The organism is Delftia sp. WSY_16 (assembly GCF_043104415.1).
Classification (GTDB): Bacteria; Pseudomonadota; Gammaproteobacteria; order Burkholderiales; family Burkholderiaceae_C; genus Comamonas; species Comamonas tsuruhatensis.
In genome coordinates this window covers 410,592-423,875 of record NZ_JBICKS010000040.1, presented here as the reverse complement: position 1 = coordinate 423,875, position 13,284 = coordinate 410,592, and the positions used below count along the sequence as shown (strand labels likewise).

14 protein-coding genes are annotated in these 13,284 nt (G+C 67.4%); 12 read left to right on the top strand and 2 right to left on the bottom strand.

Going from position 1 to position 13,284, the window contains the following annotated elements:
• The first annotated feature begins 86 nt into the window (after positions 1-86).
• The 5 genes from ACF8O7_RS21615 (at position 87) to ACF8O7_RS21595 (ending at position 4,910) form a co-directional block, all read left to right on the top strand.
• Complete coding sequence (locus ACF8O7_RS21615; RefSeq protein WP_016446013.1) at positions 87-1,295, top strand: 3-hydroxybenzoate 6-monooxygenase; 1,209 nt, start codon at positions 87-89, stop codon at positions 1,293-1,295.
• A gap of 16 nt (positions 1,296-1,311) precedes the next feature.
• On the top strand, positions 1,312-2,349 hold the full coding sequence (locus tag ACF8O7_RS21610; RefSeq protein WP_392444236.1) for a cupin domain-containing protein: 1,038 nt from the start codon (positions 1,312-1,314) through the stop codon (positions 2,347-2,349).
• Between the two features lie 38 nt (positions 2,350-2,387).
• Positions 2,388-3,095: a fumarylacetoacetate hydrolase family protein gene (locus ACF8O7_RS21605; protein ID WP_017407799.1), complete on the top strand. Its 708-nt coding sequence runs from the start codon at positions 2,388-2,390 to the stop codon at positions 3,093-3,095.
• A 19-nt stretch (positions 3,096-3,114) separates the two neighbouring features.
• Entirely contained in the window at positions 3,115-3,756 is a 642-nt protein-coding gene (gene maiA / locus ACF8O7_RS21600) for a maleylacetoacetate isomerase (RefSeq protein WP_392444234.1), read from the top strand.
• 116 nt (positions 3,757-3,872) lie between these two features.
• The gene (locus ACF8O7_RS21595) at positions 3,873-4,910 is read left to right on the top strand and encodes a Bug family tripartite tricarboxylate transporter substrate binding protein (RefSeq protein ID WP_392444232.1); all 1,038 of its coding nucleotides are present in this window, start codon (positions 3,873-3,875) and stop codon (positions 4,908-4,910) included.
• Between the two features lie 14 nt (positions 4,911-4,924).
• On the opposite strand, the gene ACF8O7_RS21590 is transcribed toward ACF8O7_RS21595, so the two are convergent.
• Both ACF8O7_RS21590 and ACF8O7_RS21585 read right to left on the bottom strand, forming a co-directional pair.
• On the bottom strand, positions 4,925-6,163 hold the full coding sequence (locus ACF8O7_RS21590; RefSeq protein ID WP_392444230.1) for a flavin-dependent oxidoreductase: 1,239 nt from the start codon (positions 6,161-6,163) through the stop codon (positions 4,925-4,927).
• Positions 6,164-6,213: 50 nt separating this feature from the next.
• Positions 6,214-7,194, bottom strand: a complete 981-nt coding sequence (locus ACF8O7_RS21585) for a tripartite tricarboxylate transporter substrate binding protein (RefSeq protein ID WP_016446007.1) — start codon at positions 7,192-7,194, stop codon at positions 6,214-6,216.
• A gap of 122 nt (positions 7,195-7,316) precedes the next feature.
• Here ACF8O7_RS21585 and ACF8O7_RS21580 point away from each other — a divergent pair, with 122 nt between their 5' ends.
• From ACF8O7_RS21580 to mmsB, 7 genes are all read left to right on the top strand, one after another.
• Positions 7,317-7,856 (top strand): MarR family winged helix-turn-helix transcriptional regulator, encoded by a 540-nt coding sequence (locus ACF8O7_RS21580; protein WP_223275353.1) that lies wholly within the window; start codon positions 7,317-7,319, stop codon positions 7,854-7,856.
• Between the two features lie 202 nt (positions 7,857-8,058).
• On the top strand, positions 8,059-9,582 hold the full coding sequence (locus ACF8O7_RS21575; RefSeq protein WP_012205523.1) for a CoA-acylating methylmalonate-semialdehyde dehydrogenase: 1,524 nt from the start codon (positions 8,059-8,061) through the stop codon (positions 9,580-9,582).
• A gap of 61 nt (positions 9,583-9,643) precedes the next feature.
• Entirely contained in the window at positions 9,644-10,045 is a 402-nt protein-coding gene (locus tag ACF8O7_RS21570) for a lysozyme inhibitor LprI family protein (RefSeq protein ID WP_392444228.1), read from the top strand.
• Between the two features lie 80 nt (positions 10,046-10,125).
• Complete coding sequence (locus tag ACF8O7_RS21565; protein WP_065345865.1) at positions 10,126-11,292, top strand: acyl-CoA dehydrogenase family protein; 1,167 nt, start codon at positions 10,126-10,128, stop codon at positions 11,290-11,292.
• A gap of 23 nt (positions 11,293-11,315) precedes the next feature.
• Complete coding sequence (locus ACF8O7_RS21560; protein ID WP_016446003.1) at positions 11,316-11,780, top strand: TfoX/Sxy family protein; 465 nt, start codon at positions 11,316-11,318, stop codon at positions 11,778-11,780.
• A gap of 22 nt (positions 11,781-11,802) precedes the next feature.
• Entirely contained in the window at positions 11,803-12,282 is a 480-nt protein-coding gene (locus tag ACF8O7_RS21555; RefSeq protein ID WP_016446002.1) for a DUF488 domain-containing protein, read from the top strand.
• Positions 12,283-12,319: 37 nt separating this feature from the next.
• On the top strand, positions 12,320-13,216 hold the full coding sequence (gene mmsB / locus ACF8O7_RS21550) for a 3-hydroxyisobutyrate dehydrogenase (RefSeq protein WP_392444225.1): 897 nt from the start codon (positions 12,320-12,322) through the stop codon (positions 13,214-13,216).
• Positions 13,217-13,284: the final 68 nt, after the last annotated feature.

Sequence of the window (13,284 nt, the reverse complement as noted above, 5' to 3'; positions counted from 1 at the left end):
ACACTCATCGTCAGCATACTGTTTAATTAGTCGCGACGCAGCTGACCCGCAGGCTGGCGACACGCACCACGAAGCACAGGACATCCATGAGCACCAGCATTTCTTCCCGGGCGCTGCCCGTTCTTGTGGCAGGCGGCGGCATTGGCGGCGTGGCGGCCGCGCTGGCCCTGGCACGCCAGGGATTCGCCGTCAAGGTGCTGGAGCAGGCGCCGCAGCTGGGCGAGATCGGCGCCGGCATACAACTGGGGCCCAACGCATTCGCGGCCTTCGACGCGCTGGGCATTGGCGAGCTGGCCCGTGGCCGCGCCGTCTATACCGACGAGATGGTGATGCACGACGCGCTCGATGAGCGGCTGGTCGGCCGCATTCCCACGGGCGAGGCGTTTCGCGCCCGCTTCGGCAACCCGTATGCGGTGATCCACCGCGCCGACATCCACACCTCGCTGCTTGAAGGCGCGCGCACCCACGGCCAAATCGAGACGCTGACGGGCACGCGCATCGAAGCCGTGCAGCAGGAGGGTGACACCGTCACCGTGCGCGACCAGCACGGCCAGGTCCATGTGGGCCAGGCGCTGATCGGCGCCGATGGCGTGAAGTCCGTGGTACGCCAGCAGTACGTGGGCGATGCGGCGCGTGTCTCCGGCCACGTGGTGTACCGCGCCGTGGTGGAGAAGAACGACTTCCCCGAGGACCTGCGCTGGAACGCGGCCAGCATCTGGGTCGGCCCCAACTACCACCTGGTGCACTACCCGCTGCGCGGCGGCGAGCAGTACAACGTGGTCGTCACCTTCCACAGCCGCGAGCAGGAGGAATGGGGCGTGCGCGAAGGCAGCCGCCAAGAGGTGCAAAGCTACTACAGCGACTGCTGCCCGCGCGCACGCCAGCTCATAGACCTGCCCAAAAGCTGGAAGCGCTGGGCCACGGCCGACCGCGAGCCCATTGGCCAGTGGAGCTTCGGCCGCGCCACGCTGCTGGGCGATGCCGCACACCCCACGCTGCAATACATCGCCCAGGGCGCCTGCATGGCACTGGAAGACGCGGTGACGCTGGGCCAGGCGCTCAGGCACTGCGGCAACGACTGGCCGCAGGCGCTGCGGCTGTACGAGCGCTCGCGCATCGCCCGCACGGCGCGCGTGGTGCTGTCCGCGCGCGAGATGGGCCGCATCTTCCACGCCAGCGGCGTGGAGCGCCTGGTGCGCAACGACCTCTGGAAGGGCCGCACGCCCCAGCGTTTCTACGACGCCATGGAATGGCTGTACGGCTGGAAGGCCGAAACCTGCCTCGCCGAAGACTGAACACAAGGAGACCGCCATGCAAGAACTTGGCCGCCTGGAAGACCTGCCCCAGGACTACCGCGACGAACTCGCGCGCAACAACCTGGTGCCGCTGTGGCCCAGCCTGCGCAACGTGATGCCGCCGCACACGCCGCGCCCGCGCACCCAGCCGATTGCCTGGCCGTACCAGTCCATCCGCCCGCTGCTCATGCAGGCGGGCGAGCTGACGCCCATCGAAAAGGCCGAGCGCCGCGTGCTGGTGCTGGCCAACCCCGGCCATGGGCTGGAGAAGATGCAGGCCAGCTCCTCCATCTACCTGGGCATGCAGCTGCTGCTGCCCGGCGAGTGGGCGCCCTCGCACCGCCACACGCCCAATGCCGTGCGCATGGTGGTGGAAGGCCAGGGCGCCTGGAGCCTGGTCGACGGCGAGAAATGCCCTATGGAGCGCGGCGACCTGATCCTCACGCCCACGGGCCTGTGGCACGAGCATGGCCATGACGGCGACGAGCCCGTGGTCTGGCTCGATGTGCTGGACCTGCCCCTGGCCTACTACCTGGAAGTCACCTACCACGTGGACGGCCCGCGCCAGCCCGCCCTGCCCGGCCGTGGCGACCGGGCATATGCGCGCGGCGGCCTGGCACCCACGCAGGTGTTCGCCCGCAGCGCCAAGGCCTACCCCATGCTGCGCTACCCATGGAAGGATGCCCGCGCCGCGCTGCTGGAGCTGGCCGCCGACCGCCCCGATCTGGACTGCGTGCAGCTGGCCTACACCAACCCCGAGACCGGGACCGACTGCGAAAACATCCTGGGCTTCTACGCACTGATGCTGCGCCCGGGCCAGACGCTACAGCTGCCCGCGCGCTCGCCGGCCTGCGTGTTCCATGTCATCGAGGGCGGTGCCAGCGTGGCCGCCGTGGACCGCCATTTCGACCTGGCCCCGGCCGACACCTGCTGCGTGCCCGGCTGGGCGCCCGCCACGCTGGCCAATGCCAGCGCCAGCGAGCCCGCCTTCCTCTTCCTGGCCGACGAGGCGCCTTTGCACCGAAAGCTGGGCCTCTACGAAGTCCGGCCTTGAATCCTCCGATGTCTCTTTCCTCCCCCATCGCCAATACCATGACCGCCCCCCAATACCTCTGGACCCCGCCCCCCGTCCAATCCCTGCCCGTGCGCGGCAGCACGCAGCGCCTGCCCGTGAACCGCCTGTTCTTCGTGGGCCGCAACTACCACGCCCATGCCGTCGAGATGGGCCGCCCGGTGGACAAGAGCGTGGAGCGCCCCTTCTACTTCACCAAGGCCCCCTCCACCCTGACCGACTCGGGTGCCACCGTGGCCTACCCGCCCGAGACGAACAACTACCACTTCGAGATGGAACTGGTGGTGGCCATCGGCAAGGCGGGCTTTCGCATTGCGGCGGACCAGGCGCATGAACACATCTACGGCTACGCCTGCGGCCTGGACATGACGCGCCGCGACCTGCAGCTGGTGGCGCGCGACAAGGGCCGGCCCTGGGACCTGGGCAAGGATGTGGAGCAGTCCTCGGTAGCCAGCGAGATCGTGCCCATGCCGGGCCAGGTGATCGAATCCGGCGCCATTGCACTGGCCGTCAATGGCGAGACCAGGCAGCAGTCCGACGTGGACAAGCTGATCTGGAACATCCGCGAAATCATTGCCGACCTCTCGCTGTTCTATCACCTGCAACCCGGCGACCTCATCTACACGGGCACGCCTGAAGGCGTGGGTGCCGTGCTGCCGGGCGACCGCATCACCGGCCATGTGCAGGGCGTGGGCGAGATCGCGCTCACCGTGGGCCAGCCTGAATAAGACCGGGGAGACCACCACCATGAAGCTCTACAGCTTTTTCCGCAGCGGCACCTCGCACCGCCTGCGCATCGCGCTCAACCTCAAGGGCCTGCGCGCTGACTACTTCCCCGTGGACCTGCGCGTGGACGAGCAGGCCCAAGCGCCGTTCAAGCAGGTCAACCCGCAGGGCCTGGTGCCGGCGCTGACGCTGGACGATGGCCGCACGCTGATCCAGTCGCCGGCCATCATCGAATGGCTGGAAGAGCGCCACCCCGAGCCGCCGCTGCTGCCCGCCGACCCCGAGGACCGCGCCCAGGTGCGCGCGCTGGCCGCCATCGTGGGCTGCGACGTGCATCCCATCAACAACCGCCGCATCCTGCAGACCCTGCGCCGCCAGTTCGGTGCGGACGAAGCCGCCATCAATGCCTGGTGCGCCACCTGGATTGCCGACGGCTTCGACGCCATCGAGGCCCTGCTGGCGCAAGACACGCGGCGCGGCGACTTCTGCTTCGGCCACGCACCCACGCTGGCCGATGTCTACCTCGTGCCCCAGATCGAAAGCGCACGCCGCTTTGGCGTGGACCTGGACCGCTGGCCGCTGATCAGCGCAGTGGACAGGGCCTGCGCGGCCCTGCCCGCCTTTGCGCAGGCCGCGCCCCTGGCCCAGCCTGACGCCGGCTGAACTTCGCCTGAACCCCGCCGCACCTTTGCCGGCAGCCCTAACCCGCCCCGAGTCCTCGCCAGAAGGACCGGGGCATTGCAAGCAGTGAAAAAAGCAGATCCAACAGGAGACAGACTGTGAAAGCATCCCCATCCAGCCGCCTCGGCACCGCCCCCTCCCGCCGCAAGGCCCTCGCAGGCGCCGCCCTGCTGCTGGCCTCCATCGCCCCGCTGCATTGCGCCTGGGCGCAGGCAGGCTCCAGCAGCGCCGCCAGCTTTCCCACGCGCCCCGTCACCGTGATCACGGCCTTTGCCGTGGGCAGCGGCCCTGACGCCGTGCTGCGCATCGTGGGAGAAAAGCTTTCCGCGCGCTGGAAGCAGGGTGTGACCGTGGACAACCGCCCAGGCGGCGGCGGCTTTGTCGCCATCGAAGCCGCACGCCGCGCCAAGCCCGACGGCTACACCCTGCTGCAGCTCGACAGCGAACATGTCTCCGCCCTGCCCTACCTCTACAAGCAGCGCAACTTCCATCCGCTGCAGCACTTCGACCCCGTGGCGCCGCTGTTCCTCACGCCCTTCTTCGTCGCCGTGCCCACGAACTCGCCCTGGAAGAGCATGGGCGACCTGATCAAGGCGGCCAAGTCGGAGCCCGGCAAGGTCAGCTACGGCTCCTGGGGCGTGGGCAGCCCCGGCCACCTGGGCGGCGAATGGCTGGACTTCCTGACCGGCAGCAAGATGACCCATGTGCCCTACCGCGAGGTCAGCCAGCTCTACACCTCGGTGGCCAATGGCGATCCGGCCTGGAGCTTTGCCAGCCTTCCTTCCAGCCAGGGCATCTACAAATCCGGCAAGATCCGCTACCTGGCCGTGGCCGCGCCCCAGCGCATCGCCCAGATGCCCGACGTGCCCACCGTGGCCGAATCGGGCGGCCCCGCCGACCTGATCGTGAACTCCTTCGTCTCCCTGCTGGCGCCCAAGGGCGTGGACGCCACCCTGCGCGACAAGATCCACGCCGACGTGGTCGCCGTGCTGCAGGACCCGCAGGTGCGCGAGAAATTCGCCACCTTCGCCTTCCAGCCCATCACCTGGGAAGTGCCGGAAATGGAGAAATTCGCCAGGACCAAGGCGGACCAGTACAAGCTGCTGATCCAGAAGGCGAACATCAGCCTGGATTGAGACCGCCGCCTGCCTCAGCCCTGCGACTGCGGATTCACGAACCCCGCCACCTGCTCGTAATGGCGGGCAATGGCGCGCAGCTCGTCCTGGCTGATCAGCTCGTCGATATGGCCGAAGGGCTGGCCGCCGCTGAGCTCGTCGGCCTTCATGATGATGAAGTCGGGCGGCGTGGAGCGGTTGGTCAGCACCACCTGGCTGGTGGCGGGCAGGCGGCTGGCCTCATAGGCGGCCAGCAGCGCCAGCGGGTCGCCTTGCGGGTCGGCGGCCAGCAGGTCGGCCAGCACGCGCGCATCGCGCATGGCCTGGGCAGAACCGTTGGAGCCGCGCGGATACATGGGGTGGGCGGCATCGCCCAGCAGGGTCACGCGGCCGAAGCTCCACTGGTCCACGGGGTCCTTGTCCACCATGGGGTACTCGAAGATGGTCTCGGCCGAGCGGATCAGGGCCGGCACATCCAGCCAGTCGAAGGTCCAGCCGCCGAAAATCTCCAGCACATCCTCCATGCGCCCGGCGCGATTCCAGTCGTTCATGCGCATCTGCGGGTCGCGGATCTCGGCCACCCAGTTGATGCGCTGCATGCCCTGGCCGTCGACGTTGTCCTCGATGGGATAGATCACCATCTTGCCGGTATCGACCGAGCCGATGCGCAGATAGCTCTTGCCCGTGAGGATGGGCTTGAAGCGCGAGACGCCGCGCCAGGTGTTGATGCCGCCGAAGGCCAGCTCCTCCTGCGGATAGAACTGGCGCCGCACGGCGGAGTTGACGCCATCGCAGGCCACGACGATGTCGGCCGTGGCCGACGGCGGCACATGGCCCTGGGCATCCGGCGCGAAATGCACGGTGGCGCCATGGGCCGACTGGTCCACACGCACGCAGCGGTGGCCCGTGTGCACTGCGCCCGGGCCCAGGCGCTGCACGGCAGCCTCGAAGAGAACGCGGTGCAGGCGGCCACGGTGGATGCCCAGTTCGGGTAGCTCATAGCCGGCATGGCGGCCGCGCGGCTCGCGGTAGACGAACTGGCCATAGCGATTGAAGAACACGCTCTCCAGGTTCTCGATCGCCAGCGCCTCCAGCTGCGGCTGCAGGCCCAGGTCGCTGAGTTCGCGCATGGCATGCGGCAGCAGGGTAATGCCCGCGCCGATCTCGCGGACCTCGGGCACGGCCTCGAAGACTTCGCAGGCAATGCCTCTTTGATGCAGGGCCAATGCCAGGCACAGGCCTGCGATGCCGCCCCCCACGATCGCTACTTTCATCCGCTGACTCTCCATGCTTTCTCCAGGGGCGCTGTTGGCGCCCGCCCCGCCTACTCGGCGGTAATCCCCCGCGCCTTGACCAGATCGGCCCAGCGCCGGGCGTCCTTTTGCACCAGGGCCTTGAACTCGGCCGGCGTGCTGCCGGCCGGATCCATGCCCTGGGGCGCGAAGGCATGCCGGACTTCCTCCGACGCCAAAATCGCGCGGATCTCGCGATTGAGGGCATCGACCTGGTCCGCCGGCATGCCGGCCGGCGCAAACACGCCGTACCACATATCCACGTTCACATCGCCCGCCTTGGCCTCCTTGAGCGTGGGCACATCGGGCAGCAGCGGGTGGCGCCGCTGGCTGCCAATGCCCAGCGCGCGCAGCTTGCCGGCCTTCACATGCGTCAATGCCACATGAATGGGCAGGAACATGCATTCCACCTGGCCGCCCAGCAGGTCCGTCAGCGCCGGCCCTGTTCCGCGATAAGGGATGTGCGTGATCGATACGCCCGCCGTGCTCTTGAAAAGCTCCATCGCCATATGGTGCGGAGTGCCCACTCCCGGAGATGCGTAATTGATGCGGCCCGGCGAGGCCTTGGCCGCCTTCACCAGATCGGCCGCCGTCTGATAGGCGGAGGCCGTGGGCGTCACCAAAATCAGCTGTCCCCAGCTGGTCAGCGTTACAGGTTCGAGGTCCGTCAGCGGATTGAATGGCAATTTGGGATACAGCGATGCGTTCATCACCAGGGTATTCACTGTCACCAAAAGCGTCTGGCCATTGGCGGGCGAGCGCACAACGGCCTCGGTTCCGATATTTCCAGAGGCGCCCGGCTTGTTCTCCACCACCACGGGCCGGCCCTGGCGCTTGGCCAGCAAAGGCCCGATCGTTCGCGCAATCGTGTCGATTCCAGTCCCCGGAGTGAAAGGCACAATCAATTTCAGAGGCACACTCTCGGTGCTGGCGATGGCGCCTGCTACGGGTAAACCCAATACTCCCAATCCGCTTGTCTTCAAAAATTGCCGTCTGCCAACAAAATTTCGCATGTAGACCTCTTTTGTAGTTAGCATGCAAACGCATGGTAATCATGCACCAGAATGGGCACAATTGGTGGAAATCGAATGAATACTGGACATCTCTGCAAGAATACTAGACGCATATGGACACGATGACGCCTGCACCACTGCCGCTATATCAGCGCCCTGGCTTTTTGCTGCGGCGCGCCCACCAGATTTCGGTCGGCATTTTTGAAGAGCAATGCCGCCCCCTGGGACTGACGCCGCCACAGTACGGCGCCCTGGTCCTGATCGACGCCTCCCCCGGCTCCGACCAAAGCTCCCTGGCGCGCGCCATGGGCTTCGACAAGGTGACCACGCTGCGCCTGGTGCGCGGGCTGGAAGAGCGCGAGTACGTGCACCGCGCGCTGAGCACGCGTGACCGCCGCCAGCACCAGCTCACGCTCACCGAAAAGGGCCGGGCCCTGCTGGCCGCCAGCGTGCCGCTGGTGGACCAGGCCTACCACCGCCTGGTCTCTCCGCTGGAAGACGAGGAACTGCAGGAGCTTTTGCGCCTGCTGACCAAGCTGGAGTCCGGCCTGGGTGCCAGCGCCCGCGTGAAGCTGGAGCCGCTGCACAAGCCCGCCGCCCGCGCCGTACACCACTCCAGCCCCGCTGCAGACGACCGCCTGCCGGCCACCGGTACGGACTGAGCCTTCAAGCCCTGAACCCGCATGGCCTGCGAACACCGCAGGCCATGTTTTTTGGCGTGGCCGAGTTGGCATGCCGATGTGCAAAAACGCACATGCATACTGCAAACATCTCCATTGCTTGCGAAAAACCGCACAGCTACCATGCGATGAACGCCCGGCGCACGGCATGCCGGGCCGACACCACCGCAACAGGAGACAAGCCATGAATGCATCCACGTCCGCCAAGGTTTTGGCGCCCACGGTCAAGCTGCTGATCAACGGCAAGCTGGTCGAATCCCAAAGCACCCAATGGCGCGATGTGGTCAACCCGGCCACGCAGGAAGTGCTGGCCCGCGTGCCCTTTGCCACGCCCGACGAGGTCAACGCCGCCGTCGCCAACGCCAAGGAAGCCTTCAAGACCTGGCGCAAGACGCCCATCGGCCAGCGCGCCCGCATCTTCCTGAAGCTGCAGCAGCTGATCCGCGAGAACATGAAGGAGCTGGCCGCCCTGCTGACCGCCGAACAGGGCAAGACCCTGCCTGACGCGGAAGGCGATGTCTTCCGCGGCCTGGAAGTGGTGGAGCATGCGGCCAACATCGGCTCGCTGCAGTTGGGCGAGCTGGCCAACAACGTGGCCAACGGCGTGGACACCTATTCCGTGCTGCAGCCCCTGGGCGTGTGCGCGGGCATCACCCCCTTCAACTTCCCGGCCATGATTCCGCTGTGGATGTTCCCCATGGCCATTGCCACGGGCAACACCTTCGTGCTCAAGCCCTCCGAGCAGGACCCCATGGTCACCATGCGCCTGTGCGAACTGGCCCTGGAAGCCGGCATTCCGCCCGGCGTGCTCAACGTGGTGCACGGCGGCGAGGACGTGGTCAACGCCATCTGCGACCACCCCGACATCAAGGCCATCAGCTTCGTGGGTTCCACCAAGGTCGGCACCCATGTCTACAACCGCGCCAGCCTGGCCGGCAAGCGCGTGCAATGCATGATGGGCGCCAAGAACCACGCCATCGTCATGCCCGACGCCAACAAGGAGCAAACGCTCAACGCCCTGCTGGGCGCAGCTTTCGGTGCGGCAGGCCAGCGCTGCATGGCGCTGTCGGTGGCCGTGCTGGTGGGCGATGCGCAGAAGTGGATTCCCGAGCTGGTGGAAAAGTCCAAGACCCTCAAGGTCAGCGGCGGCACCGAGCCCGGCACCGACGTGGGCCCGCTGGTGTCCTGCGCGGCGCTGTCGCGTGTGGAAAGCCTGATCGAACGCGGACTGGCCGACGGCGCCAAGCTGGAACTGGACGGCCGCAAGCCCCAGGTGGCCGGCTACGACAAGGGCAACTTCGTCGGCCCCACCGTGTTCAGCGGCGTCAAGCCCGGCATGAGCGTCTATGACCAGGAAATCTTCGGCCCCGTGCTGTGCCTGGCGGCTGCCGACAGCCTGGACGAGGCCATCGAGTTCATCAACGCCAACCCCAACGGCAACGGCACGGCCATCTTCACGCAGTCGGGCGCCGCGGCGCGCAAGTTCCAGGAAGACATCGACGTGGGCCAGGTCGGCATCAACGTGCCGATTCCCGTGCCGGTTCCGCTGTTCTCCTTCACGGGCAGCCGCGCCTCCAAGCTGGGCGACCTGGGCCCCTACGGCAAGCAGGTCGTGCTGTTCTACACGCAGACCAAGACCGTCACGGCGCGCTGGTTCGACGACAGCACCACCAGCCAGGGCGTGAACACCACCATCAGCCTGCGCTGATGCACGGGTGGGCGGGCCTGGACTGATCCGGGGCAGGCCCCGGCTCTGGGATGATGGCGGCATGCGTTTTCCAATGACCGCCTCCCTCTCCCGGAGCCTGGGTGCCGCCTTGCTCACCGCCCTGGCCGCCCTGCCCCTGACCCTTCACGCGCAGGCCGGTGCAGCCTGCGACCCGGCCTCCACCACCGCCGCCAGCCGCAATGCCTGCGCGGTCCAGGCCTTCCAGGAGGCCGACACCGCGCTCAACATCCGCTACCTGGACGTCATGCAGCAACTGCCCCAGGGCAAGCGCACGGGACTGCGCCACGACCAGAACGGCTGGATCAAGGGCCGCACGGCACGCTGCAAGGCCGCCACGCGCGACAGCGAAACCCAGCCCGAAGGCCCGCGCCTGTACCACGACTGCCTCACGGCCGCGACACAGGAGCGCATGCAGGCGCTGGAGCGCTGGCTGCAGTACTGACCGCCGCAGCACCCACAGCCATCGAAAGCCCCCCCAGAACAACAAGGGCCCCAGAGCCCAACGCAGGAGACAAGCCAGCCATGGACTTCGAACTCAACGACGACCAGCGCGCCTTTGCCGAATCGGCCCGCGCCTTTGCCCAGGCCGAACTCGCGCCCCATGCCGCGCACTGGGACCGTGAATCCATCTTCCCGCGCGAGGCCATCGCCAAGGCGGGCGAACTGGGCTTTTGCGGCCTGTACGCGCCCGAGAACGCTGGCGGCCTGCAACTGCCGCGCCTGGATGCCACCATGGTCTTCGAGGAACTGGCCGCCGTCGATCCCTCCACCACCGCCTTCATCACCATCCACAACATGGCCACCTGGATGCTGGGCACCTGGGCCACCGACGCCGTGCGCGCCGAATGGGGCGAGGCCCTGACCAGCGGCCGCAAGCTGGCCAGCTACTGCCTGACCGAGCCCGGCGCGGGCTCGGACGCCGGCTCGCTCAAGACCCGGGCCGAACTGGCGGGGCATGAATACATCATCAACGGCGCCAAGGCCTTCATCAGCGGCGCGGGCAGCACCGACATGCTGGTGCTGATGGCCAGAACGGGCGACGCCGGCTCGGGCGCCAGCGGCATCTCCGCCTTTGCCGTGCCCGCCGACCTGCCCGGCATCAGCTACGGCAAGAAGGAAGAAAAAATGGGCTGGAACAGCCAGCCCACGCGCGTCATCAGCTTCGACAACGTGCGCATCCCCGCCCATAACCTGCTGGGCCGCGAGGGCGAAGGCTTCAAGATCGCCATGAAGGGCCTGGACGGCGGGCGCATCAACATCGCCACCTGCTCCGTGGGCGCCGCCCAGGGCGCGCTGACCCAGGCCCAGCAGTACATGCACGAGCGCAAGCAGTTCGGCAAGCCGATTGCCAGCTTCCAGGCCCTGCAGTTCAAGCTGGCCGACATGGCCACCGAACTCGTGGCCGCGCGCCAGATGGTGCGCCTGGCCGCCTCCAAGCTCGATGCCGGCGCGCGCGACGCCTCCACCTACTGCGCCATGGCCAAGCGCTTTGCCACCGATGCCGGCTTCATGGTCTGCAACGAAGCCCTGCAACTGCACGGTGGCTACGGCTACATCCGCGAATACCCGCTGGAGCGCCTCATGCGCGATGCCCGCGTGCACCAGATCCTCGAAGGCACGAACGAAATCATGCGCGTCATCATCGCGCGGCGCATGCTGGAAGGCGATGCGCCGGACATGATCCGCTGATTCATCCACATCCAGCCCGCGCCATGCCCGCCCGCCCGCTCTCCGACACCACGCTGCACCTCATAGACGCCGTGCGCGAAGCCCTGGCCGGCTGCGACGACGTGCAGGAAAAGCGCATGTTCGGCTGCCATGTCTTCATGGTCAACGGCAAGCTGTGCCTGGGCGTGGAAGACGACGAGCTGCTGGTGCGCCTGCCGCCCTCGCAGCACGCGGCCGTGGCCGAGACGCCGGGCCTGCGCCCGCTATCGTCCAAGGGCCAGATGGACGGCTACTTCTTCATCGGCCCCGCCGCCTACGCCACGCGCCAGCAGTGGCAGCACTGGATTGCCCAGGCCCTGGCCTTCAACCCCCACGCCAAGGCCACGCCCCCGAAAAAGCGCAAGGCCCAGGCCAGCGAACCCGCGCCCGCCGACGCAAAGACACCGCCAGCGGCGCCCGCCCCGGCCGGGCGCCGCACACGCAAGCACCCCATCTTCGGCGACGAATAAGCCCCCTTTGCAGGAGAGCCCCATGCCCATCCGCATCGTCCAGCTAGGCAGCCCCCGCCACGCCGATGAAGGCCTGCGCATAGGCACCGTGCGCCGCCCGCCGCGCGGCGTGCCCAAGGCCGAATTCGCCAGCCGCGACTACTACGACGTCTGGTACCCCGAACTCTCGCCCCAGCCCGACACCATGCACACCGCGCTCGAATCGCACCGGCTGCAGGACCACGGCCAGCAGGCCGAGGCCGACAAGCTCTGGCAGCAATTCGTGCGCAAATTCCGCAAGGAAATGGCCGAACCCGCCGCCAGCCGCACCCTGGACCTGCTGGCCGCCCTCTCGCAGCACAGCGCCTTTGCCATCGGCTGCTACTGCGAGCAGGAGGCGCGCTGCCACCGCGGCATCCTGCGCTCCCTGCTCAAGGAACGCGGCGCCGACATTGCGAACGGTGACAAGGACACCGGCGACATGGACCCCGGCGAAAACTACACCGACGACACGGTCCACTGAGAAACACCACAAGCTTCACAACACAGGAGACAAGCACATGCAGATCGCATTCATCGGACTCGGCAACATGGGCGGCCCCATGGCCATCAACCTGCACAAGGCCGGCCACACGGTCAAGGCCTTCGACCTCTCCAAGGACGCCTGCGCCAAGGTCGCTGCAGAGGGCGTGAGCATTGCCGCCAGCGCCGAAGACGCCGTGCAGGGCGCCGAAGCCGTGGTCTCCATGCTCCCCGCCAGCCAGCATGTGGAAGGCCTCTTCCTCGGCCGTGACGGCGCAGCCGGCCTGCTGCAGCGCATTGCCAAGGGCGCGCTCATCATCGACAGCTCCACCATCGCCGCCGCCACCAGCCAAAAGGTCGCCAAGGCCGCACAGGCCGCAGGCATTGCCTTCATCGACGCCCCCGTCTCCGGCGGCACGGGCGGTGCCATTGCAGGCACCCTCACCTTCATGGTGGGCGGCAGCGACGCCGACCTGGAGCGCGCCCGCCCCCTGCTCGAAAAAATGGGCGCCAACATCTTCCACGCCGGCGCCGTGGGCGCGGGCCAGACCGCCAAGATCTGCAACAACATGCTGCTGGGCATCCTCATGATCGGCACCAGCGAAGCCATCGCCCTGGGCGTGGCCAACGGCCTGGACCCCAAGGTCCTCAGCGAAATCATGCGCCGCAGCTCGGGCGGCAACTGGGCCCTGGAAAAATACAACCCCTTCCCCGGCGTCCACGAAAACGCCCCCGCCTCCAAGAGCTACGCAGGCGGCTTCGGCACCGACCTCATGCTCAAGGACCTGGGCCTGGCCCAGGAAAACGCCATGGCCGTCAAGGCCTCCACGCCACTGGGCGGCATGGCCCGCGCCATGTACGCCATGCACTCCATCGCCGGCAACGGCGCCCTGGACTTCTCCAGCGTCATCCGCTCCCTGCAAAAGAACGGCTGACCGCCAAGCTCAGGCCAGCGGACGGATGCCCATGCACCCGCACCCGCCCCCAATCCCGTATGCCCGCG